Annotated in this window: 25 protein-coding genes; 2 read left to right on the top strand and 23 right to left on the bottom strand. The window is 60.7% G+C overall.

The window, feature by feature from the left end:
* Nucleotides 1-87: 87 nt before the first annotated feature.
* The 22 genes from rpoA to ADJ79_RS07370 form a co-directional block, all read right to left on the bottom strand.
* Nucleotides 88-1,080, bottom strand: a complete 993-nt coding sequence (gene rpoA, locus ADJ79_RS07460; RefSeq protein ID WP_050715443.1) for a DNA-directed RNA polymerase subunit alpha — start codon at nucleotides 1,078-1,080, stop codon at nucleotides 88-90.
* A gap of 108 nt (nucleotides 1,081-1,188) precedes the next feature.
* Complete coding sequence (rpsD, locus tag ADJ79_RS07455; RefSeq protein ID WP_050715442.1) at nucleotides 1,189-1,812, bottom strand: 30S ribosomal protein S4; 624 nt, start codon at nucleotides 1,810-1,812, stop codon at nucleotides 1,189-1,191.
* Between the two features lie 121 nt (nucleotides 1,813-1,933).
* Nucleotides 1,934-2,338: a 30S ribosomal protein S11 gene (gene rpsK, locus ADJ79_RS07450; RefSeq protein ID WP_050715441.1), complete on the bottom strand. Its 405-nt coding sequence runs from the start codon at nucleotides 2,336-2,338 to the stop codon at nucleotides 1,934-1,936.
* A gap of 17 nt (nucleotides 2,339-2,355) precedes the next feature.
* Nucleotides 2,356-2,721: a 30S ribosomal protein S13 gene (rpsM, locus tag ADJ79_RS07445; protein ID WP_050715440.1), complete on the bottom strand. Its 366-nt coding sequence runs from the start codon at nucleotides 2,719-2,721 to the stop codon at nucleotides 2,356-2,358.
* Nucleotides 2,722-2,765: 44 nt separating this feature from the next.
* Complete coding sequence (gene rpmJ, locus ADJ79_RS13175) at nucleotides 2,766-2,879, bottom strand: 50S ribosomal protein L36 (protein ID WP_082203185.1); 114 nt, start codon at nucleotides 2,877-2,879, stop codon at nucleotides 2,766-2,768.
* A 29-nt stretch (nucleotides 2,880-2,908) separates the two neighbouring features.
* Complete coding sequence (gene secY, locus ADJ79_RS07440) at nucleotides 2,909-4,222, bottom strand: preprotein translocase subunit SecY (protein ID WP_050715439.1); 1,314 nt, start codon at nucleotides 4,220-4,222, stop codon at nucleotides 2,909-2,911.
* Nucleotides 4,223-4,236: 14 nt separating this feature from the next.
* Complete coding sequence (gene rplO / locus ADJ79_RS07435; protein ID WP_050715438.1) at nucleotides 4,237-4,668, bottom strand: 50S ribosomal protein L15; 432 nt, start codon at nucleotides 4,666-4,668, stop codon at nucleotides 4,237-4,239.
* 25 nt (nucleotides 4,669-4,693) lie between these two features.
* Entirely contained in the window at nucleotides 4,694-4,879 is a 186-nt protein-coding gene (gene rpmD, locus ADJ79_RS13170) for a 50S ribosomal protein L30 (RefSeq protein WP_082203184.1), read from the bottom strand.
* An 18-nt stretch (nucleotides 4,880-4,897) separates the two neighbouring features.
* The gene (rpsE, locus tag ADJ79_RS07430) at nucleotides 4,898-5,416 is read right to left on the bottom strand and encodes a 30S ribosomal protein S5 (protein ID WP_050715437.1); all 519 of its coding nucleotides are present in this window, start codon (nucleotides 5,414-5,416) and stop codon (nucleotides 4,898-4,900) included.
* Nucleotides 5,417-5,436: 20 nt separating this feature from the next.
* A complete protein-coding gene (rplR, locus tag ADJ79_RS07425; RefSeq protein ID WP_050715436.1) occupies nucleotides 5,437-5,802 on the bottom strand; it encodes a 50S ribosomal protein L18 in 366 nt (121 codons plus the stop codon).
* 12 nt (nucleotides 5,803-5,814) lie between these two features.
* Complete coding sequence (gene rplF, locus ADJ79_RS07420) at nucleotides 5,815-6,348, bottom strand: 50S ribosomal protein L6 (protein WP_050715435.1); 534 nt, start codon at nucleotides 6,346-6,348, stop codon at nucleotides 5,815-5,817.
* Nucleotides 6,349-6,372: 24 nt separating this feature from the next.
* Complete coding sequence (rpsH, locus tag ADJ79_RS07415) at nucleotides 6,373-6,768, bottom strand: 30S ribosomal protein S8 (protein WP_050715434.1); 396 nt, start codon at nucleotides 6,766-6,768, stop codon at nucleotides 6,373-6,375.
* A gap of 19 nt (nucleotides 6,769-6,787) precedes the next feature.
* A complete protein-coding gene (rpsN, locus tag ADJ79_RS13165) occupies nucleotides 6,788-7,093 on the bottom strand; it encodes a 30S ribosomal protein S14 (RefSeq protein ID WP_082203183.1) in 306 nt (101 codons plus the stop codon).
* Nucleotides 7,094-7,104: 11 nt separating this feature from the next.
* Complete coding sequence (rplE, locus tag ADJ79_RS07410; protein WP_050715433.1) at nucleotides 7,105-7,644, bottom strand: 50S ribosomal protein L5; 540 nt, start codon at nucleotides 7,642-7,644, stop codon at nucleotides 7,105-7,107.
* Nucleotide 7,645: 1 nt separating this feature from the next.
* Nucleotides 7,646-7,966 (bottom strand): 50S ribosomal protein L24, encoded by a 321-nt coding sequence (gene rplX / locus ADJ79_RS07405; RefSeq protein ID WP_050715432.1) that lies wholly within the window; start codon nucleotides 7,964-7,966, stop codon nucleotides 7,646-7,648.
* Between the two features lie 13 nt (nucleotides 7,967-7,979).
* Nucleotides 7,980-8,348, bottom strand: a complete 369-nt coding sequence (gene rplN / locus ADJ79_RS07400; protein WP_050715431.1) for a 50S ribosomal protein L14 — start codon at nucleotides 8,346-8,348, stop codon at nucleotides 7,980-7,982.
* 144 nt (nucleotides 8,349-8,492) lie between these two features.
* Nucleotides 8,493-10,046, bottom strand: a complete 1,554-nt coding sequence (locus ADJ79_RS07395; RefSeq protein ID WP_371256803.1) for an FAD-dependent oxidoreductase — start codon at nucleotides 10,044-10,046, stop codon at nucleotides 8,493-8,495.
* A 200-nt stretch (nucleotides 10,047-10,246) separates the two neighbouring features.
* The gene (locus tag ADJ79_RS07390; protein WP_050715429.1) at nucleotides 10,247-10,837 is read right to left on the bottom strand and encodes an aminodeoxychorismate/anthranilate synthase component II; all 591 of its coding nucleotides are present in this window, start codon (nucleotides 10,835-10,837) and stop codon (nucleotides 10,247-10,249) included.
* Nucleotides 10,834-11,190 (bottom strand): chorismate mutase, encoded by a 357-nt coding sequence (locus ADJ79_RS07385; RefSeq protein WP_050715428.1) that lies wholly within the window; start codon nucleotides 11,188-11,190, stop codon nucleotides 10,834-10,836. Before ADJ79_RS07385 ends, ADJ79_RS07390 begins: the two co-directional genes overlap by 4 nt.
* Nucleotides 11,191-11,192: 2 nt before the next feature.
* On the bottom strand, nucleotides 11,193-12,707 hold the full coding sequence (gene trpE / locus ADJ79_RS07380) for an anthranilate synthase component I (RefSeq protein ID WP_371256802.1): 1,515 nt from the start codon (nucleotides 12,705-12,707) through the stop codon (nucleotides 11,193-11,195).
* A gap of 419 nt (nucleotides 12,708-13,126) precedes the next feature.
* Complete coding sequence (locus tag ADJ79_RS07375; protein WP_050715426.1) at nucleotides 13,127-13,804, bottom strand: phosphoglycolate phosphatase; 678 nt, start codon at nucleotides 13,802-13,804, stop codon at nucleotides 13,127-13,129.
* Nucleotides 13,805-14,060: 256 nt separating this feature from the next.
* Nucleotides 14,061-15,017, bottom strand: coding sequence for a tetratricopeptide repeat protein (locus ADJ79_RS07370; protein ID WP_050715425.1), 957 nt, complete (start codon nucleotides 15,015-15,017; stop codon nucleotides 14,061-14,063).
* Between the two features lie 139 nt (nucleotides 15,018-15,156).
* Between ADJ79_RS07370 and purE the strand changes: the two genes are divergently transcribed.
* A complete protein-coding gene (gene purE / locus ADJ79_RS07365) occupies nucleotides 15,157-15,624 on the top strand; it encodes a 5-(carboxyamino)imidazole ribonucleotide mutase (protein WP_253273800.1) in 468 nt (155 codons plus the stop codon).
* Between the two features lie 218 nt (nucleotides 15,625-15,842).
* Here the strand turns inward: purE and ADJ79_RS07360 are convergent, their stop codons facing one another.
* On the bottom strand, nucleotides 15,843-16,958 hold the full coding sequence (locus ADJ79_RS07360) for a glycosyltransferase family 4 protein (RefSeq protein WP_050715424.1): 1,116 nt from the start codon (nucleotides 16,956-16,958) through the stop codon (nucleotides 15,843-15,845).
* A 355-nt stretch (nucleotides 16,959-17,313) separates the two neighbouring features.
* Here ADJ79_RS07360 and ADJ79_RS07355 point away from each other — a divergent pair, with 355 nt between their 5' ends.
* Nucleotides 17,314-21,105, top strand: coding sequence for a methyltransferase domain-containing protein (locus ADJ79_RS07355; protein WP_050715423.1), 3,792 nt, complete (start codon nucleotides 17,314-17,316; stop codon nucleotides 21,103-21,105).
* The last annotated feature ends 1 nt before the right edge of the window (nucleotide 21,106 follow it).

The following is a 21,106-nucleotide window of genomic DNA, read 5'->3' as shown; positions in this document are numbered from 1 at the left end:
GTACGGCCTCCGGCACATGGCGCCATTCATGGCGCACAAAAGAACGACATCCAGCGGACATCATTCCAAAACTTCTCACTCATTCAATTAGCGCTTATCCAAACCCAAAGGCGGCCAATTTTCCAGCTTCATGCCAAGCGTCAGTCCACGAGAAGCCAGGACCTCTTTGATCTCATTAAGTGATTTACGCCCCAGATTCGGTGTTTTCAGCAACTCGTTTTCCGTTCTCTGAATCAAATCACCTATATAATAAATATTCTCAGCCTTCAGACAGTTGGCCGAACGCACCGTTAACTCCAATTCATCGACAGGGCGCAACAAGATTGGGTCGAAACGATCCGCCGCCCCTTTCTGTGTTGACTGGTCGAAGGCCGCCAGTTCGTGCCCTTCCAGTTGGGCAAATACTGCCAACTGCTCAACCAAAATCTTGGCTGCTGCACGAACAGCATCCTCAGCACTGATCGTGCCATTCGTTTCAATATCCAAAACCAATTTATCAAGATCAGTGCGCTGCTCTACACGCGCGCTTTCTACGGCATAACTAACACGGCGAATCGGCGAAAAAGACGCATCAAGCACTATTTTCCCAATTGGCTTAGATCCCTCATCAGCGTAACGCCGGACATTGCCAGGAACGTAACCTCTGCCCTTCTCCACCCGAATCTGCATATCCAGCTTGCCGCCCTGCGAAAGCGTAGCAATAACATGCCCAGGGTTCACAACTTCTACATCATGAGGCACCTGGATGTCTGCTCCAGTTACCACCCCCTCTCCATCCTTACGCAGAGTTAGCGTCACCTCATCGCGGTTATGCAGTTTAAAGACGACTCCCTTGAGATTCAGCAGAATATTAACGACATCTTCCTGTACGCCATCCAGAGTTGAATATTCATGAACAACGCCCGCAATCGTTACCTCAGTAGGAGCATATCCTACCATGGATGACAACAACACACGCCGCAAAGCGTTACCCAAGGTGTGACCATATCCCCGCTCAAAAGGCTCTAATATCACCTCAGCCCGATTGTCATCCAAAGATTCGACCGTAATACTTTTGGGTTTCAGCAAATTTGTTTGCATATTCCGAACTTCCTCTCAATACCTGCGGTTCGTTGCACCGGCAAGGTTGGTGAAGCACCAAACCCGCCAAGGTGGCGGGCGTGGAACACTAAGGGACGAGACCCAAAACTAGCGTGAATACAATTCAACGATCAACGATTCATTAATATCAGCACCAAATTCATCGCGGTCTGGCACCTTCTTGAAAACGCCTTCCACTTTGTCGACGCTGACCTCAACCCAAGATGGCATACCCACTTGGGTAGCCAATTGCAAGGCCTCCTGGACACGTGTCTGTTTTCTGGACTGCTCGCGGACAGCGATGATATCGCCCGCTTTCACCAAATATGAGGGAATGTTCACAGACTGGCCATTCACGAGAATGGCCTTGTGCGAAACCAACTGACGCGCTTCGGCGCGAGTCGATCCAAACCCCATACGATAAACCACGTTGTCCAGACGAGATTCGAGCAAAAACAGGAGATTCGCGCCCGTATTTCCGCGACGGCGATCAGCCTCCGAAAAATAACGGCGAAACTGCTTTTCCAAAACACCGTACATGCGCTTAACCTTCTGTTTTTCGCGCAACTGCAAGCCATAATCTGAGGTGCGTGAGCCAGAAGTCCGACCATGCTGACCGGGTTTCGTATCAAATTTCGCCTTGTCACTAATCGAGCGACGGGCGCTCTTCAAAAAAAGGTCTGTGCCTTCGCGACGAGAAAGCTTAGCCTTGGGTCCGATATAACGTGCCACCTTAAATTCCTTTTTTCCTTCTTCCTCACTTATTAAGCGAGGGAGCCTTCACGCTGAACAATGCGACGGCAGTGGTCTTGATTGCAAACACCAGAACAAACCGATTCTGGCAACGATAGTATTAAATGCGTCGCCGCTTCTGAGGACGGCACCCATTATGTGGGACAGGCGTCACATCGGAAATCGATGTAATACGAATTCCAAGAGCTGCCAGCGCACGAACAGAAGACTCCCGACCCGGACCTGGCCCTTTGATTTCGACATCAAGATTTTTGATACCCTGATCCTGTGCTGCACGGCCAGCCACCTCTGAAGCAACCTGCGCAGCAAAGGGGGTAGATTTGCGTGACCCTTTAAATCCTTGCCCACCAGAGGAAGCCCAAGACAAGGCATTCCCCTGTCTATCAGTGATAGTAATAATGGTATTGTTAAATGAAGCATGCACATGAGCGACCCCGTCCGCAATATTTTTGCGGACCTTCTTGCGTACGCGCTGTGCAGCATTTCCTGCTGGAGACTTTGCCATAACTGTTCTCTCTTAAATTATTTTTTCAAAGACTGAGCCGCCTTACGAGGCCCCTTACGGGTTCGTGCATTTGTGCGCGTGCGTTGTCCACGCAAAGGCAGTCCCCGGCGATGACGAAAACCTCGATAACACCCGATGTCCATGAGCCGTTTAATATTCATCGTAGTTTCGCGGCGAAGGTCGCCTTCAATTACGAATCGGGAAACCTGGTCACGAATCTTTTCCAGATCGGCATCACTCAGATCTTTAACCTTCTTAGAATATGAAATGCCGCAAGCGTCGCAAATTTTGCGCGCTCGCGCACGGCCAATGCCATAAATAGCCGTCAACCCGATCTCTGCGTGTTGATGCGGCGGGATATTGATACCAGCAATACGAGCCATAGTTTCTAGCCTCTAAACAATTTATCGCAGGAAAGTGACGCCACTCAACCCTGACGCTGCTTATGCCGCGGATCTGAACAAATCACGCGCACGACATTTTTACGCCTGATGATTTTGCAGTTGCGACAAATCTTCTTTACTGATGCGGAAACTCTCATCCAATTCTCCTAAACCAAAATATTCACTTCTACAGAGACGCCTTGAAGCTCGCTTTTTTCAACAGAGACTCATATTGCTGACTCATCATGTACGTCTGAACCTGCGCCATAAAGTCCATTGTCACAACAACCAAAATTAACAACGAGGTTCCACCAAAATAAAACGGCACATTGTATTTTAGTATCAAAAACTCTGGCAACAAGCAAACCAAAGTCACATAAATAGCACCAACAAAAGTCAAACGCGCCAGAATTCTGTCGATAGCCTTAGCAGTATTCTCTCCAGGCCGGACGCCAGGAATAAAAGCACCACTCTTCTTCAGATTATCCGCCGTCTCCCTACTATTAAAAACCAGCGCCGTATAGAAAAAACAAAAACCAATAATGGCTGTCGCATACAGCATAATATAAATTGGCTGCCCAGGAGAAAGCGCCGCAGCAATATCACTAAGCCAATGAGTAGACTCTCCTGCACCAAACCACCCAACGACTGTTGCCGGCAATAAGATAATAGAAGAAGCAAAAATCGGCGGAATAACGCCTGCCATATTTAATTTTAACGGTAAATGAGACGACTGCCCCCCGTAAACCTTGTTGCCAACCTGCCTGCGGGCATAGTTTACCAAGATTTTTCGCTGTCCACGCTCAACGAACACGACAAAATAAGTTACCAGCACAACCAGTGCGCAGATAAACAGCGCCACTATCTCGCTCATCGCTCCTGAACGAACCAGCTCAAGCATGCCACCAATGGCTCCTGGCAGCCCAGCAGCGATACCCGCAAAAATTAGTATTGAAATACCATTCCCCAAGCCTCGCTCGGTAATCTGCTCACCAAGCCACATCAAAAACATAGTTCCAGCAGTCAGACTAACCACCGTTGTCAATTGAAAAAGCAATCCCGGATTCAGTACCAATCCTTGCGATGATTGCAACGCAACTGCAATTCCCCAAGACTGGAAGATTCCCAACGCCAAGGTTCCATATCGTGTGTATTGGGTGATCTTGCGCCGACCGGCCTCACCCTCTTTTTTGAGCTGTTCGAAAAATGGAACAACGTAGGAGACAAGCTGCATGATGATCGATGCCGAAATATAAGGCATGATCCCTAATGCAAAAACCGTAAAACGAGAAAGCGCCCCACCGGAAAACATATTGAACAAATTCAATATGCCCCCTCCTTGGCTTGAAAAAAACTGCCGTAATTGGTCTGGATTGATGCCCGGAACTGGTATATGCGCGCCAACTCGATATACCACGAGCGCCAGCAGCAGAAAAACAAGGCGACGGCGTAGGTCACCATATTTTCCCGTTTTCGCGATCCGCACTGCGTCTATTGCCACGATGTCCGCTCTAATCAGACAATGGAACCACCAGCCGCTTCAATTGCCAGCCTCGCCCCTGCCGTCGCAGCCACACCCGTCAATTTAACAGCCTTCGTCAGATTTCCGGACTTGATCACCTTGACAGTCTTGGCATGAGCAGGTACTAAACCCCTTTCTTTCAGCAGCAATAAATCAATCACTTCAACTTGCAAACAAGCCAAATCCGAGAGCGTAATTTCCGCGTTAAATCTCAAGGAAACAGACTTGAACCCTCGCTTCGGCAATCGACGCTGCAAAGGCATCTGACCACCCTCAAAGCCGACCTTATGGTAACCGCCAGAACGCGACTTTTGGCCCTTGTGACCTCTGCCAGCAGTTTTCCCCAGACCAGAGCCAATGCCACGCCCAACGCGGCGACGCGCGTGTTTAGCTCCCGCAGCGGGCTTAATTCCATTAAGTTCCATTTGCAATCCTTTAATTAACAACCGATTAAAGCAATTTAACCAGGTAGTCAACCTTATTGATCATGCCTCGAATTGCCGGAGTATCTTCCAGCTCACGCACGCTATTTAACCTACGCAAACCCAAACCACGGACGGTCGCGCGATGAGACTCTTTGCATCCAATCGGGCTGCGGACAAGCTGAACTTTTAACGTCTTGTTTTCCTTAACCATCTCTCACATCCCTGCGAATTACGCAAACAAATCATCGACACTTTTGCCTCTCTTGGCAGCAACTTCCGCAGGAGTCGTACAGTTGGCAAGCGCGTCAAATGTGGCCCGTACCATATTATATGGATTAGAAGAACCGTGACTTTTCGCCACGATATCAGTAATTCCCATCACCTCAAATACAGCGCGCATAGGGCCGCCAGCAATGATGCCCGTACCCTTCGGAGCAGGCGCCATCATGACAACAGCGGCGCCATGCGTCCCCGTTACATTATGGTGAATGGTGCCATCCCTTAAAGAAACTTTCGTCATGTTGCGACGGGCCTCATCCATGGCCTTTTGCACCGCGGCAGGCACCTCTTTGGATTTCCCCTTACCCATGCCAACTCGCCCATCGCCATCGCCAACAACAGTCAAAGCAGCGAAGCCGAGAATACGGCCCCCTTTAACAACTTTAGTAACGCGGTTGACTGAAATCATCTTTTCGCGCAAGCCATCCTCAGGGCCATCGCTTTGCATTTTCGCCTGAAATTTAGCCATTTTGATTCGCCTCGCAAAAATTAAAACTGCAATCCAGCCTCACGCGCAGCATCGGCCAGCGCCTTGACACGTCCATGATAAGAAAAGCCAGACCGATCGAAAGCGACCTTTTCTACGCCAACAGCCTTGGCACGCTCGGCGATACGCTTACCAACGATCTCTGCAGCCGCCACATTGCCACCCTTTCCAGATCCGCACAATTGCTTGCGAACTTCTGGCTCTATCGTTGAAGCGCTCGCCAATATACGAGCACCATCGTCAGAAATCAAACTGGCGTAAATATGCAAATTGGTTCTATTGACCGCAAGACGAGCGATCCCTTGTTCTGCAATACGGATACGGGTCTGCCGGGCGCGACGCAGACGTTGCTCTTTTTTATTCAACATGATGAGAAGCCTTTATTTCTTCTTGGTCTCTTTAATGATGACCTTTTCGTCAGCATAACGCACACCCTTGCCTTTGTAAGGCTCCGGAGGCCGTATTGCACGAATCTCAGAAGCGATTTGGCCGACTCGTTGGCGATCAGCTCCTTTAATCACGATTTCCGTCGGCGAAGGAGTAGCTACAGAAATACCTGCAGGCATCTCAATAATTACAGGATGCGAAAACCCAAGCGCAAGATTCAGCTTATTGCCTTGTGCCTGAGCGCGGTAACCCACGCCCACCAAGGCCAACTTCTTTTCAAACCCTTTGCTTACGCCAACGACCATGTTGTTGACAAGCTGTCGCATGGTTCCACTCATGGCATTTGCTTCCCGCGTTTCATCAGCAGGTTCAAAAGACAAAACACCATTTTGAGACGAGATTTTCACTAAAGCGTTCTGAGCCAATTTCAGCTCTACTCCGCCGCCTTTGACCGTAATTTGATCATCCTTCAAGTTGACATCGATGCCAGAAGGTATCGCCACGGGCATTTTTGCTACACGGGACATTTCATCTCTCCTTTGTTCCGCGCATTAGGCCACGTAGCACAACACTTCGCCACCAACACCGGCAGCGCGCGCCTTGCGATCCGTCATAACGCCTTTTGGAGTCGTCACGATTGCCACCCCCAGACCATTCATCACCTGAGGCAACTTCTCGCACCCTTTATAAACGCGCAGGCCAGGGCGGCTTACACGCTCAATACGCTCGATAACAGGCCGGCCAGCGTAGTATTTCAGAGTGATCTCCAACTCTGACTTCTTGCCATCAGCCTTCACCTGAAAACCATCAATATATCCCTCATCTTTCAGCACCTGGGCAATTGCCACCTTGACTTTGGAAGAAGGAACTACAACTGTAGATTTTGCGACCATTTGCGCATTGCGAATGCGCGTGAGCAGGTCGGCAATGGGATCACTCATGCTCATTATGTATCTCCTGCCCGGATTACCAACTTGCCTTGGTTACGCCAGGGATATCGCCAGAAAAGGCCATTTCGCGAATCTTGGCTCGCCCCAGTCCAAATTGACGAAATGTGCCACGCGGACGCCCTGTAATTTCGCAGCGATTGCGCTGGCGCGTTGGATTGGCATTTCGCGGCAGTTTCTGCAATGCCAGACGGGCTTGTGCACGTTCTTCCTCGGAACGTTTGACATCACCAGCGACAGCCTTTAGTTCGGCATATTTAGCCGCATATTTGGCGGCCAGGTTTTTGCGCTTGAGTTCACGCTCGATCAAAGCGGTTTTTGCCACAACGTTACCCTTTAGTTCTTAAACGGAAAACGGAAAGCTGAAAGCAGCGCCTTGCACTCTTCATCAGACTTGGCCGTCGTCGTAATGCTGATGTTCAACCCTCGCAAAGCATCCACCTTGTCGTATTCGATTTCGGGGAAAATAATTTGCTCTTTGACGCCCACGTTGTAATTGCCGCGCCCGTCAAAAGAACGTCCCGAAATACCCCGAAAATCTCGCACGCGAGGCAGCGCAACGGTTACAAAACGATCAAGAAACTCATACATACGAACGCCACGCAGCGTCACCATGCAGCCAATCGCCTGCCCCTCGCGAATCTTGAAGCCGGCAATGGCCTTGCGGGCCTTGGTCACAACAGGCTTCTGACCGGCAATGCGCGCCAGATCCGACACCGCGTGATCCATCACCTTCTTATCAGCCACAGCTTCGCTCACACCCATATTCAGGGTGATTTTGCTCAGACGAGGAACTTCCATAACGGATTTGTAGCCGAACTTCTGCATCAGTTCGGGCACCACTTTTTCGCGATAGTGTTGTTGCAGTCGTGCCATTTCACGCCACCCTGATTTCTTCACCGCTGGACTTGAACACACGGACACGCTTGCCATCCGCAAGCGTCTTGACACCCACGCGATCAGCCTTGCCTGTTGCGCTATTGAAAATGGCGATATTGGATTGATGAATCGGCATCGTCTTTTCAGTGATGCCGCCAGGCACACCCATCATGGGATTGGGTTTGACGTGCTTTTTCACAATATTCACGCCTTCGACAATCACGCGTTCTTCACTGACGCGCGAAAGCACTTTGCCGCGCTTACCCTTGTCGCGCCCGGCAATCACGATGACTTCATCGCCTTTGCGAATCTTCTTCATGGCAACAGCCCTTTCAGATGACCTCAGGGGCCAGCGACACGATCTTCATGAATCGCTCGGAACGCAGCTCGCGCGTCACCGGACCAAAAATGCGGGTGCCAATCGGCTCCAGCTTGTTGTTGAGCAAAACGGCGGCATTGCCGTCAAATTTGATGAGCGAACCATCAGGCCTGCGCACACCTTTGGCCGTGCGCACCACCACGGCGCTATAAACCTCGCCTTTTTTGACGCGGCCACGCGGAGCGGCTTCTTTCACGCTCACCTTAATGATGTCGCCAACACTTGCGTAACGGCGCTTGGATCCGCCCAGCACCTTGATGCACAGGACGGACTTGGCGCCGGTGTTATCGGCAACCTCGAGTCGAGATTCAGTCTGGATCATTTCAATTTCCCAACTTGCACCCTGTCATATCACCAACAGGAACAGTCTTGGGCCCGTGTATGGGCAGAATTTGCTTGAACCACCCGCTTTGAGTAGCTCGAAAGCAAGTGAAGCAGCGAATTATGGCAACCTGAAACAAGCTTGTCAAGCTCTTTTTGCGCCCCCAAGACTGCCAAATTGAGCAGCCAAGGTCAGAAAGCTTTCCAGCCCGGCATCCCGGCCCGTCTCTTCTTGCAGCACATTCGCCACGGCAGGCGCCACGGCAGCCGCAGCCGCAGCGTCCAGAAACAGCAGGCGCGAGCGGCGCGCCAGCACATCTTCCACGCTGCGGGCGTATTCATGCCGCGCCGCAAAGCGCACCATGGCCTCGCTCAGCCCGTCCGCCACCCAGCGTTCATGCCCCGGCAGTTGCGTCAGCGCATCCGCTTCGCCGCCATACAAATGCGGCCCGGGCGCCTCGTTCAACGGTACGGCTTGCGCGCCATCCGGCAAGGCGCCCACCAGCTTCAAGCCTGCCGTGCGCGATTTACCTTGCGGCACCAGGCCCGCGTCGGCGCAGCGGGCCAGCACGTCCTGGGCCATGGCACGGTAAGTCGTCCATTTGCCGCCCGTCACGGTCACCAGCCCGCTTGCGTCGATCAGGATGGTGTGCTCGCGGCTGATTGACTTGGTTGCAGCCTGGCCCTGCGGCTTGACCAGCGGCCGCAGCCCCGCCCACTGGCTGCGCACATCGGCGCGCCGGGGCGGGCGGCGCAGGTAGCGCCCCGCTTCGCGCAAGATGAAGTCCACTTCATCTTCTTGCGGGCAAGGCTCCAGCGGCAAATCATGGCGCGGGTTGTCCGTCGTGCCCAAAATGAGTTTGCCCAGCCACGGCACGGCAAACAGAACGCGCCCGTCCGCCGTGCTGGGCACCAGCAGCGCGCGGCGGCCAGGCAGAAAGTCCTGATCCACCACCACATGCACGCCCTGGCTGGGCGCAACCAGCGCGCCAGCGCTGCGCCCTGTGGCTGCGGCGTCTTGCTGGCGCAAGGCGTCCACCCACACGCCTGTGGCGTTGATGACGCAGCCCGCCTCAATGTCATATTCCTGCCCTGTTTCGGCATCCCTTGCCCGCAGCCCCGTCACCTTGCCGCCTGCGTGGCGCAACTGCGTCACGGGGCAATGGTTCACCAGCAAAGCGCCATGCGCCGCCGCCGTGCGCGCCAGCGCCAGCGCCAGCCGCGCGTCGTCAAACTGCCCATCCCAATACTGCACGCCGCCCTTCAGGCCCTGCGGCTGCGCGCCCGGCAGGCGGTTTTGCACGGCAATCGTGCCCAGCCACTGCGTACTCCCCAAACTGGCCTGGCCCGCCAGCAGGTCATAAACCTTCAGCCCCATGCCGTACCAGGGCGTTTCCCACCAGCTGTAAGACGGCATCACGAACGCCAGCGGCTGCGCCAGATGGGGCGCCGCCGCCAGGATGTGCGCGCGCTCGTGCAGCGCCTCGCGCACCAGCGCCACATTGCCCTGCGCCAGATAACGCACCCCGCCATGCACCAGCTTGGTGGCGCGTGATGAAGTGCCCTTGGCAAAGTCATGCGCTTCCAGCAGCAGCACTTTCAGGCCGCGCACTGCCGCATCCAGTGCCACGCCCAGCCCCGTGGCGCCGCCGCCAATCACCGCCACGTCATACCGCCCGGGCCGGGCCAGACGTTGCATCAGCTCAGATCGATGGGTCGGCATAGGGGCGGCAGTCATGAAGCACACGCGGCGGTATTGAAAAAGAGGGGCGAGTGTATGCAGGGGCGGCGCTCTTCGCCTGCATTCACTATCAAATCAATAGCTGCAAATCCAGTCTGCACCAGGACGTCAGGCCGATTTGATGCATGACGGCGCGAACCGCATGCCCTGCCGGCAGATCAGCCGGCGGGCTGCTCCAGAAAGTTCCTGAGCATGGCGTGGCCGTGCTCGGTCAGCACGCTTTCGGGGTGGAACTGCACGCCTTCGATGGGCAGGGTTTTGTGGCGCACGGCCATGATTTCGCCGTCATCGTCGCTGGCGGCGGTGATGTCCAGCTCTGGCGGGCAGGTGGCGCGCTCAATCACCAGCGAGTGGTAGCGATTGACGGTGAACTGCCTGGGCAGCCCGGCGAACACGCCTTTTTGATCGGTGGTGATGACGCTGGTTTTGCCGTGCATTTGCCGCCCGGCGCGCACGATGCGCCCGCCCAGCGCCTCGCCTATGGCCTGGTGGCCCAGGCACACGCCCAGAATGGGCACTTTGCCCGCAAAGTGGCGAATGGCAGCCACCGACACGCCCGCCTGCGCTGGCGCGCAAGGGCCGGGGCTGATGCACAGGCGGCTGAATTCGCCCCGGGCAAAGCGCGCCTGCAAATCTTCCAGCGTGGTTTCGTCGTTGCGCAGCGTGCTCACGCGCGCGCCCAGCTCGCCAAAGTACTGGACGATGTTGAAAGTGAAGCTGTCGTAGTTGTCAATCATCAAGAGGTTCATGGCGCAGCTCCTGCACAAGAGGATGAAGCGGAATCGGGGCCAGCCTGCAAGCGGCGCAGCTCTTCGTGCTCATGGGCAATGCAGCAGTCGATAAGGGCGCGGTAGATGCGCTCCAGCAGGCCGGGGTTGCCGCCTTCGGCGGCGGCCTGCTCGCGCACGCGGGCCACGATCTGGTCGATGCGGGCCTGGTCATGAACCAGCCGGGCATCGCCCTTGATGCGGGCCGCTTGCGTCATGTAGCCGCAGCGGGTCACGAGCAGGGGCACAAGGGCGTCGTCCAGCGCGTCCACGCAGGCGCGCACTTCGGCCATGTTTTCGCAGTGGCGAACCTGGGCAATGGCTTTCACTTTCATGATCAGTGCAGCCCTTCTTCCACCAGCTCGCTGGCGCGCAGCAGGGCGCGGGCCTTGGCCTCGGTTTCGCGCCACTCCATTTCAGGGTCGCTGTCGGCCACGATGCCGGCGGCCGCCTGGGTGTAGAGCCGCCCGCCCTTGACGATGCCGGTGCGAATGGCAATGGCCAGGTCCATGTCGCCCGCGTAGCTGATGTGGCCGCACGCGCCGCCATACACGCCCCGCTTGCTCGGCTCCAGCTCGTCTATCAGCTCCATCGCGTGAATCTTGGGCGCGCCGCTCAAGGTGCCGGCGGGGAAGGTGGCCCGGAGCACGTCCATGTGGCTCATGCCATCCAGCAGCAGGCCTTCCACATTGCTGACGATGTGCATGACGTGGCTGTAGCGCTCCACGGCAAAGGCTTCGGTCACTTTCACGCTGCCAATGCGGGCGATGCGGCCAATGTCGTTGCGGGCCAGGTCAATGAGCATGACGTGCTCGGCGCGCTCCTTGGGGTCGGCCAGCAGCTCGGCTTCGGCGGCCTGGTCGGCCTCGGGCGTGGCGCCGCGCGGGCGCGTGCCCGCCAGCGGGCGGATGGTGATCTTCTGCCCGCCTTCGGCCCGCTCGTGGCGCACCAGGATTTCGGGGCTGGAGCCGACAACGTGGAAATCGCCCAAGTCATAAAAATACAGATAGGGCGACGGGTTGAGCGAGCGCAGCGCGCGGTAGAGCGACAGCGCATCGCCCGCAAAGGGCTTGGACAGGCGCTGACCCACTTCCACCTGCATGAAGTCGCCCGCCGCAATCAGCTCCTTGGCGCGCGCCACGGCGGCCAGGAAATCGGCCTTGTCGAACTCGCGGTGCACGGCTTGCGCGGGCGCGGGCCGCAGGCGCGGCGGAATCACGGGCTGGCACAGGCGCTCGTGCAGCTCGTGCAGGCGCGCGCGTGCACGCTCGAAAGCGCCCGCCTGGGCCGGATCGGCATAGACGATGAAATGCAGCTTGCCCGTGAGGTTGTCAATGACGGCCACCTCCTCGCAGTGCAGCAAAAAAATGTCCGGGCAGCCCAGCGTGTCGGGCGGGCAGGTGTGCGCCAGCTTTTTCTCGATGTGGCGCACCGTGTCATAGCCAAAGTAGCCCGCCAGCCCGCCGCAAAAGCGCGGCGCCGCTGGCGGCAGCGCCACCTTGAAGCGGCGCTGGTAGCGCTCGATGAAATCCAGCGGATTGCCCGGGGCGGTTTCCACCACCTGGCCATCGGTCACCACCTCGGTTTTCGCCTGCTCGCCAAAGCCGCTGGCGCGCAAAAAAGTGCGCGCGGGCAGGCCAATGAACGAGTAGCGCCCGAAACGCTCGCCGCCCACCACCGACTCCAGCAAAAAGCTGTAGCGGCGGCCGCCCGTGTCATCCGGCTTGCCCGGCGTGGCCGTGAGCTTCAGATACAGCGACAGCGGCGTCTCCAGATCGGCGAACGCCTGGGCCACCAGCGCAATGCGGTTGTAGCCCTGCGCGGCCAGGGCCTTGAATTCCTGCTCGGTCATGAATCGGTTTCCTGTCATCAGAAAAACATGCGCGCAAAGCCAGCCGCTGGCGCGCGCGAAAGAAACTTGAAAAGGGGAAAAAGGCTGCGGCGGCGGCCTCCGCCGCGCGCGCCCATTGCGGACGCGAAAGCCAGGGGCAAAGTCAGCGCGCAGGCTTGCGCCAGGGCCACGCCCCCCGGGCACGGCGGCCCGCATCAGCAAAAGAAAAAAGCAGCGGCAACATGGGGCGGGCAGTTTACTGGAGGGCCAGCAAACAAGCTGGCGGCGGCAAGCAGGCTGGAAACGGCGCGGGAAAAGCGCCTTGATTCGCTCTTTGTTTCATAGCGCACTATCACGCCAATAAAGCGACGAGTGGCTTTTTTGCCCCTTTGAATTCGCTCTTCTTATTGAAGTATCCGGCTGCCGGGCCGCCCGCGTGATCAAGCCGCTTGCAGGCGCTTGGCGATGGCGGGCAAATCCGGCAGCACGGCATCTGCGCCTTCCTGCTCGACTGGGCAGCCGTAGTTGTAGCCATAGGGCAGCAAGAAGACGGGGCAGCCCGCCGCGCGCGCAGCCTGCGCGTCGTTGCGCGAGTCGCCCACCATCAGCGTGGCCGCAGGGGGCGCGCCCAGCAGGCGGCAGGTTTCCAGCAGCGGCAGCGGATCGGGCTTCTTGCGCGCGAAGGTGTCGCCGCCGTGAATGAAGCGGAAAAACGGCGCCAGCCCCAGCCTGCGCATCAGCTCGCGGGCAAAAGCCTGCGGCTTGTTGGTCAGGCACGCCAGCGGCAGCCCCTGCGCCTGCAAGGCCGCCAGCCCTTCGCGCACGCCCGGATAGAGCCGGCTGTGCGTGCCATTGACTTGCCCGTACGCCTGCAAGTAAGCGGCCCAGGCCTGATTGAACGTGGCCTCATCGGGCATTGCCCCGCCATCTTGCAGGGCCAGCACGCAGCGCAGCAAATGCTCCGTGCCGCGCCCCACGAAGCGGGCGATCTGCTCGCGCTCGATGCGGGGGCAGCGCATCTGCCGCAGCATGGCGTTCAGGGCGGCGTCAAAGTCGCCCAGCGTATCGACGAGCGTGCCGTCGCAGTCAAGCATGACGGCCTGGATGGGAGCTGGCATAGGGCGCGGGAAATGAAAAGAGGAGAAGGGAAAAGAGGAAAAGAAGACAGCGGCGATTGTCCGCTGGCCGCTTTTGGCGTGCCGCCGCCGTCAGGCAAGCAGGCACGCTGGTTTCGCGCTTGATTTAGCTCTTGAATCAAGAGCATGATGTCCTAGTGGAAACTGCGCCAGACGGCATTTGCACCCCCTCAAATTCGCTCCTCTTTTTGGGGCAATGGCGCGCCATGCGGCGGCCCGCGCCTGGCCGCCCCGGCCTTCAGTTCAGCGCCATGGAGAGCTTGCGGCGGTAGCGCGAGACGAGTTCGGCCTGCGGGTCTTGCTGCGCGGCGGCGGCCTTGCCGGTCAGCTCGATGCCGCCAGCGCTCTTGCCTTCATGCGCCTTGGCCTTGTCGGGCGCGGGCGTGAGCAGCTCCAAAATGGCCACGTAGGTTTTGCGGGCCAGATCGTCTTCCCACTTGCGGTCGCGCATGACGATTTCGAGCAGCTCGTCCATCGCCTGCGTCCACACGCCTTCGGCCATGAGGATTTGCGCTTTCTGGTAACGCGCGGTGAAGTTGCGCTTGTCTTGCGCAATGGCCGCATCCAGCTCCGCCAGCTTCCACTGCCCCCAGTCGCCTGCCTTGGCGGCGCGCGCCGCTTGCAGCCAGTGATGGAGCGCGTCAAAGCGCAAGGGGCGCGGCTCGCGCGCCAGCGGCTCTTGCAGGGCCGCGCCCGCTTCGTCCAGCCGGCCCGTGGCAATCAAGAGGCGCACGTAGTCAAAGCGGGCCTCGTCATTGGCCGGGTCTTGCGCCAGCGCATCGGCCAGCTTGGCCAGGGCGGCGGCCGGGTCGCCCGATTCCAGCAGCGCGTCGGCTTCTTGCACGCTGCCCTCGGCGGCCACGGCGCCTTCGCTGGGCACGTGCTTGTCCAGAAACTGGCGCACCTGCCCGGCGGGCAGCGCGCCGGTAAAGCCGTCCACCGGCTGGCCGCCCTTGAGCAAGATGCACGTGGGCAGGCTGCGTATGCCAAAGGCTGCGGCCAGTTGCTGCTGCCGGTCTGAATCCACCTTGGCCAGCACAAAGCGGCCTGCGTATTCGCCCTCCAGCTGCTCCAGCACGGGGCCAAGCGACTGGCAGGGGCCGCACCAGGCCGCCCAGAAATCGAGCAGCACGGGCGTGTGCATGGAAGCGGCGATGACTTCGCTTTCAAAGTTTTGCAGGGTGACTTCAATCATGAAAAACGCTCTCTGGATGAATCAGTGAAACGGGGAAAATCGGGCCAAAAAACCATTGTGCAAGATGATGACCGACACGCCCGCCCCTTCCGGAACCCCTTCTCAAACCTCTTCCCAAGCCCCTCTCGTCGGCGTGCTCATGGGCTCCAGCAGCGACTGGGAAACCATGCAGCACGCCGTGCAAATGCTGCAATCCTTTGGCGTGCCGCACGAGGCGCGCGTGGTCTCGGCCCACCGCATGCCCGACGAGCTGTTCGCCTACGCCGAAAGCGCGCGCGGCCGGGGGCTTGAAGCCATCATCGCGGGCGCAGGCGGCGCCGCCCACCTGCCCGGCATGCTGGCGGCCAAAACGCCCGTGCCCGTGCTGGGCGTGCCCGTGGCCTCGCGCCACTTGCAAGGCGTGGACTCGCTGCACAGCATCGTGCAAATGCCCAAGGGCGTGCCCGTGGCCACCTTCGCCATTGGCGCGGCGGGCGCAGCCAACGCGGCGTTGTTTGCCATTGCCATGCTGGCCTGCCGCGACGCCGCCTTGCGGCAAAAGCTCGACGCATTCCGCGCCGCCCAGACCGAAGCGGCCCGCGCCATGAAGCTGCCGCCAGCGGCCTAGCGCCTGTTCACCCGCCGCCCGCAGGGGCGGCAGAGCAAGGCCAAAGCGCCTGCCATTTCGCTCCTTATTTCGCTCTTTTATTCGGAGCACAACGTCCTAGTGGATACTGCGCGAAGCGGCATTTCCGGCCCTTGAATTCGCTCCTGTTTTTGGCACTCTCAGGCTGATGCGCAGGCCCTGTCTGGCCCATCCGCCGCGCGCAATGGCCGCCCGGCGGATCACGAGTCGCTTCTGCGGCCAAAAACCCTTTGGGCCTTGAAGTGAACCAGGCTCAGATAAGCCGCCACGTAGCTGGCGGCAAAAAGCAGGCAAAAAGCCAGCAGCACGGCGCTGTTGCGCCAGAACAGAACGGCCGGCGCCACGGTGAGCAGCAAAAAGCCCCAGAGATAGGGCGCTGTGCGGCTGTTGCGCTTGAGCATGGCGGCGGCCTCGTCTTCTTGCAGCACGCTGCACGCCAGGCGGCGGTAGATGAGCTGGTGCAGGTGCAGCGCGTCAGCCATGCCGGGCGAGTCGCCCCGGGCCAGCTTGCGGTAGATAGAAAAAACGGTTTCCCACACCGGATACATCAGCACCAGCACGGGAAACCACGGCGACACGCCCGGGTGGCGCTGCACCAGCAGCACGCTGAGCATGGCAATGACCAGCCCCCACAGGTAAGCGCCCGAATCGCCCGCAAAAACCAGCCCGCGCGGGTAGTTCCAGAACAGAAAGCCCGCCGTGGCGGCGGCCAGCGCAATGGCGATGGAGGCCAGCTCCCGGTCGCCCAGCTGAATGGCCACATGCGCGAAAGCCAGGCACACCACCAGCGCCACGGTGCCCGCCAGGCCGTTCACGCCGTCGATCAGGTTGAAGGCATGGGGCAGGCCCGTGACGGCAAAAACGGCCAGCGCCACGCCCAGCCACGGGGCGGCGCTCCAGTAGCCGTCGAGCCAGCCAAAGCCCAGGCGCGGCACCTGCGCGCCCAGCAGCGCCCAGGCCAGCAGGCCCGAAACCAGGGTGAGCAGCAGCCGCCAGCGCGCCGTCAGGCGCTGGGTCAAATCTTCCAGCACGCCGCCAGCAAAGGCGGGCAGCAGCGCGGCCGCCCACCAAGGCAGGGCCAGCCGGACCAAATCAATATTGCCCGCCATGCCCAGCCGCTGGAGCAGCGGCAGCGCCGCGAGGGCGCAGGCCCAGCCCGCAAGCACGCCCAGCCCGCCCAGGCGCGGCACATAGCCCACATGCAGGCGCTGCGAGGCATCTTGCGCATAAGGGGTGTGCCAGCGCAGCGCCAGCCGGCGCACCAGCAAAGTGGCCACCAGTGACACCAGAAAGGCAAACAGCGCCAGCGAAGTCATGTGGGAAAAAGTGCCAAAAAATTCGCGCATGGTAGCATTCGCCGCCATCTGGACGCCCTCTTGCCTCCCCCTTTGCCGCCCCTCTCCGCAGGGGCGTTTTTCCGGGTTTCCGGCGCCGGTTCGCTCTTGCCCATCCACACATGCGAGCGGGCCACAGGAAAGAGAAATTTTTGCTCCTTGATTGGTAGCAACCCATCCCTGCAGATAAAGCGACAATCCTGTTTTTGGATGCCCTGAATTTGCTACTGTTTTAATCGCAAAGGCGGCCACAACCCAGGCTCTTGCCTGATCAAGCGAGCGCGAACGCCTGGCCTTTCAGGCGCGCGCCGCTCCTTTCCTTGCTGAATGCCAGCCCATGACCATGCCCTCTTCCGCCCTGCACGTGTATGACCGCGAGATTCACGGCAGCGAGCGCACCTCCCTTTCCGTTTTGAGCGCCCACATTCCGCCCGGCGCGCGCGTGCTGGACCTGGGCTGCGGCAGCGGCGCCGTGGGCCGCTTTCTCACGCGGCGCGGCGATGGCGCGGTGATTGACGGCCTCACGCTCAACACCGAAGAAGCCGCCCTGGCCGCTCCCGACTACCGCCGCGTGGAAGTGGCCAACCTGGACAGCGCCGACCTCGCCGCCCTGTTCGCCGGCAGCCAGTACGACGCCATCGTCTGCGCCGACGTGCTGGAGCACACCCGCCACCCGGAGCAGGTGCTGGCCAGCGCCCGCCGCCTGCTGGCCGAGAGCGGGCGCGTGCTCATCTCCATTCCCAACGCTGGCTACTGCGGCCTGATTGCGGAGCTGATGGCGGGCGAATTCCGCTACCGCCCCGAAGGCTTGCTGGATGAAACGCACCTGCGCTTTTTCACCCGCCGCGCCCTCACGCGCTTTCTGGCCGAAAACGGCTGGGCCATCGACAGTCTGGAAACCATCCAGCGCACGCTGCCCGAATCAGAATTTCGCGCGGCCTTTGACGCCCTGCCCGCCCCCGTGGCGCGGCACCTGCTGGCGCTGCCCGACGCGCTGACCTACCAGTTCATCGTCGTGGCGCGCGCCGCCGCGCCGGGCGAGCGCGTGGAGCCGCCCCCGGCAGAGCCGCTGCTGCCCGCGCAAGCGCTGTTCAGCAGCGAGCTGTATCTGGGCCAGCCCGGCGGCGGCTTTGCCGAAGAGCACAAGCTGCGCGCAGCAGGCGTGATGGGCCAGCCGCAGCAAACCCTGCGCTTTGAGCTGCCTGCGGGCGAGCCGCCCACGGGCCTGAAGTTCGACCCCGCCGACCGCCCCGGTTTTTTCTACCTGCACGCCATCACCTTGCGCAGCGCTTCAGGCGAGCCGCTCTGGCAATGGGATAGCCGCAACACCCTGCCCCTGCTGCAAGCCAAACGCAGCGGCATGGCCTTGCAGCCGCCCGCCACGCCGCAAGGCGCGCTGGTGGCGCTGCTGCTGGATGACGACCCGTGGATGGAGCTGCCCATCCCGCCAGACGCGCTGGCGCTGGCTGCGGGCGGCGCGTTGGAAGTGCAAGCAGGCTGGCCCATGTCCGCCGACTGGCTGGCGCTGGCTGGCGCGGCCCAGCGTGAAATTGCCGATGCCCGCGAGCAAACCGAAAGCGAGCGCGCCGCGCACCAGGCAGACCACGCCGAATGGGAGCGCCAGATGCACGAGCGCGCCAGCGCCCTGCACGCCGCCGAGGCGCAAGGGCGCGAGCTGGCCCGCCAGGTGGCCGCGCTGGAGCAGCAAAACGACAGCCTGCGCGAGCAGGGCAAAACCCTGCTGGAGCGCGCCAGCGTTCTCACCCGCGAAAACGATGACGCCCGCCGCCTGCTGCGCGACATTGAAAACTCCACCGTCTTTCGCGCCACGCGCCCCATCGTCCACGCCAAGATGTCCATCGACCGCCTGCTGGGCATCGGCTCGGCCCGCCCCAAGCCCGCCCCCGCGCCCCAACCCCTGACCCCGCCTGATGCGCCCGTGGACATCATCGTCCCCGTCTATCGCGGGCTGCAAGACACGCGCCGCTGCATCGAATCGGTGCTGGCCAGCGGCTGCAAAACAGCCTGGCGGCTCATCGTCATCAACGACGCCAGCCCGGAGCCGGAGCTGGCCGAATGGCTGCGCGCCAAGGCCGCCAGCGAGCCGCGCATCACCCTGCTGGAAAACGAACAGAACCTGGGCTTTGTGGGCACCGTCAATCGCGGCATGGCCCTGTCTGATGCGCATGACGTGCTCCTGCTCAACAGCGACGCCGAAGTGGCTGGCGACTGGCTCGACCGCATCCGCGCCGCCGCCTATGGCGACCAGCGCGTGGCCACCGTCACGCCCTTTTCCAACAACGCCACCATTTGCAGCTACCCGCAGTTTTGCAAAGACAACGAGCTGCCCGCCGGCTACGACACCGCGCGGCTGGACGCCCTCTTTGCCCGCGCCAACGCCGGCCAGGCCGTGGACGTGCCCACTGGCGTAGGCTTTTGCATGTACATCCGCCGCGCCGCCTTGCAGGCCGTGGGCCTGTTTGACGAAGAGCACTTCGGCAAAGGCTATGGCGAAGAAAACGACTTCTGCATCCGCGCCGCCCAGGCGGGCTGGCGCAACCTGCACGCGCTCGACACCTTCGTGCGCCACTTTGGCGGCGTGAGCTTTGGCGAGGCCAAAAGCCCGCGCGAGCGCGCCGCCATGCAAACCCTGCGCCGCCTGCACCCGCGCTACGAGGGCGATGTGCTGCGCTTCGTGCAGGCCGACCCGGCCCGCCCCGCGCGCATGGCCGTGGACGTGGCCCGCATCCTCGCGCCCAACCAGGAGGGCCAGCCGCGCCCCGTCATCCTTGCCGTGCTGCACGACCGCCAGGGCGGCACCGAGCGCCACGTGCACGAGCTGGCCGCCGCCTTGCGCGAGCGCGCCCAGTTCATCGTGCTGCGCCCCCTGCCCGGCCAGCGCGTGAGCCTGCGCCTGCCCGATCCGGATGAAGGCTTCGAGCTGGTCTTTTCCTTGCAAAGCGAATACCCGCTGCTGCTGGACGTGCTGCGCCAGTTCGGCGTGTGCCACATCCACTTCCACCACCTGCTGGGCCACGGCGACGAAGTGCGCCGGCTGCCGCTGCGCCTGGGCGTGGGCTACGACTTCACCGCGCACGACTTCTACCTCATCTGCCCCGAAATCACCCTCACCGGCCCCGACGGCCGCTACTGCGGCGAAGACGGCCCGCCCGGCGGCAGCCCCGCCGCGCTGGCCGCCTGGCGGCAAAACCACATCGCTTTTGCCAACCAGGCGCGCTACCTCATCGGGCCGGGGCGCGACGTGCTCCAGCGCCTGGCCCGCTACCTGCCCGGCGCCCCCCTGCGCCACGTGCCGCACACCGACATCGACCCCGCCCGCCCCCTGCCCGCGCCGCACCCCAAGCCGCTGCAAGGCGGCCGCCCGCTCAAAGTGGCCGTGATCGGCGCGCTCAGCGCCATCAAGGGCGCCGACGTGCTGGAAGACGTGGCCGCCGCCGCCCGCAAAAGCGGCGCGCCCGTCGAATTCCACCTCATCGGCTACGGCTACCGCACCCTGCGCGCGCGCCCGCGCACCCACCTCACCGTCTATGGCCGCTACGAAGAAGCCGACCTGCCCGCGCTGCTCGACTGGCTGGCGCCCGACCTCGTCTGGTTCCCCGCCCAGTGGCCCGAAACCTACAGCTACACCTTGAGCGCCTGCCTGCAGGGCGGCTGGCCCGTCGTCGCGCCTGACTTGGGCGCGTTCGCCGAACGGCTGCAAGGGCGCGGCTGGACCTGGGTGCAGCCCTGGGACCAAACCCCCGCCCAGTGGCTGGCCTTCTTTGAAGACATCCGCCAGCGCCACTGGCTCACCGGCCAGGCCCCGCAGCCTTGCGCCGCCGCGCAGCCCAAAGAAGCCACGCACCACATCCCGCCCGCGCCCGAGCGCCCCGTGGACTGGTATCTCACCGACTACCTGGCCCGCCTGCCCGCCGTCCAGCCCCGCCCCGGCGGCCCCGACCGCGCCGTGCTCGAAGCCCACCTGCCCGCCACCGGCCAGGCCAGCGGCCCCCGCAGCGCCGCCCTGCGCCTGCTCGCCTGGCTGCGCAGCCTGCCCGTGCTCTCCAGCCTGGCGCGCGCCGTGCCGCCGCACTGGCAAAGCCGCATCAAAAGCTGGCTGGTGAAGTAAG

This window comes from Ottowia sp. oral taxon 894, assembly GCF_001262075.1.
GTDB classification, from domain to species: domain Bacteria; phylum Pseudomonadota; class Gammaproteobacteria; order Burkholderiales; family Burkholderiaceae_C; genus Ottowia; species Ottowia massiliensis.
Note: the sequence above shows the minus strand (reverse complement) of the source record. Positions and strands in the feature narration are given on the sequence as shown.

What these genes read in the sequence shown, in the direction of transcription:
- rpoA (WP_050715443.1), bottom strand. Translation starts at nt 1,080, where the DNA reads ATGCAAACAAATTTGCTGAAACCCAAAAGTATTACGGTCGAATCTTTG.
- rpsK (WP_050715441.1), bottom strand. Translation starts at nt 2,338, where the DNA reads ATGGCAAAGTCTCCAGCAGGAAATGCTGCACAGCGCGTACGCAAGAAG.
- rpsM (WP_050715440.1), bottom strand. Translation starts at nt 2,721, where the DNA reads ATGGCTCGTATTGCTGGTATCAATATCCCGCCGCATCAACACGCAGAG.
- rpmJ (WP_082203185.1), bottom strand. Translation starts at nt 2,879, where the DNA reads ATGAGAGTTTCCGCATCAGTAAAGAAGATTTGTCGCAACTGCAAAATC.
- rplO (WP_050715438.1), bottom strand. Translation starts at nt 4,668, where the DNA reads ATGGAACTTAATGGAATTAAGCCCGCTGCGGGAGCTAAACACGCGCGT.
- rpmD (WP_082203184.1), bottom strand. Translation starts at nt 4,879, where the DNA reads ATGGTTAAGGAAAACAAGACGTTAAAAGTTCAGCTTGTCCGCAGCCCG.
- rpsE (WP_050715437.1), bottom strand. Translation starts at nt 5,416, where the DNA reads ATGGCTAAATTTCAGGCGAAAATGCAAAGCGATGGCCCTGAGGATGGC.
- rplR (WP_050715436.1), bottom strand. Translation starts at nt 5,802, where the DNA reads ATGTTGAATAAAAAAGAGCAACGTCTGCGTCGCGCCCGGCAGACCCGT.
- rplF (WP_050715435.1), bottom strand. Translation starts at nt 6,348, where the DNA reads ATGTCCCGTGTAGCAAAAATGCCCGTGGCGATACCTTCTGGCATCGAT.
- rpsH (WP_050715434.1), bottom strand. Translation starts at nt 6,768, where the DNA reads ATGAGCATGAGTGATCCCATTGCCGACCTGCTCACGCGCATTCGCAAT.
- rplE (WP_050715433.1), bottom strand. Translation starts at nt 7,644, where the DNA reads ATGGCACGACTGCAACAACACTATCGCGAAAAAGTGGTGCCCGAACTG.
- rplX (WP_050715432.1), bottom strand. Translation starts at nt 7,966, where the DNA reads ATGAAGAAGATTCGCAAAGGCGATGAAGTCATCGTGATTGCCGGGCGC.
- rplN (WP_050715431.1), bottom strand. Translation starts at nt 8,348, where the DNA reads ATGATCCAGACTGAATCTCGACTCGAGGTTGCCGATAACACCGGCGCC.
- ADJ79_RS07395 (WP_371256803.1), bottom strand. Translation starts at nt 10,046, where the DNA reads ATGCAACGTCTGGCCCGGCCCGGGCGGTATGACGTGGCGGTGATTGGC.
- ADJ79_RS07390 (WP_050715429.1), bottom strand. Translation starts at nt 10,837, where the DNA reads ATGAACCTCTTGATGATTGACAACTACGACAGCTTCACTTTCAACATC.
- ADJ79_RS07385 (WP_050715428.1), bottom strand. Translation starts at nt 11,190, where the DNA reads ATGAAAGTGAAAGCCATTGCCCAGGTTCGCCACTGCGAAAACATGGCC.
- trpE (WP_371256802.1), bottom strand. Translation starts at nt 12,707, where the DNA reads ATGACCGAGCAGGAATTCAAGGCCCTGGCCGCGCAGGGCTACAACCGC.
- ADJ79_RS07375 (WP_050715426.1), bottom strand. Translation starts at nt 13,804, where the DNA reads ATGCCAGCTCCCATCCAGGCCGTCATGCTTGACTGCGACGGCACGCTC.
- ADJ79_RS07370 (WP_050715425.1), bottom strand. Translation starts at nt 15,017, where the DNA reads ATGATTGAAGTCACCCTGCAAAACTTTGAAAGCGAAGTCATCGCCGCT.
- purE (WP_253273800.1), top strand. Translation starts at nt 15,157, where the DNA reads ATGGGCTCCAGCAGCGACTGGGAAACCATGCAGCACGCCGTGCAAATG.
- ADJ79_RS07360 (WP_050715424.1), bottom strand. Translation starts at nt 16,958, where the DNA reads ATGACTTCGCTGGCGCTGTTTGCCTTTCTGGTGTCACTGGTGGCCACT.
- ADJ79_RS07355 (WP_050715423.1), top strand. Translation starts at nt 17,314, where the DNA reads ATGACCATGCCCTCTTCCGCCCTGCACGTGTATGACCGCGAGATTCAC.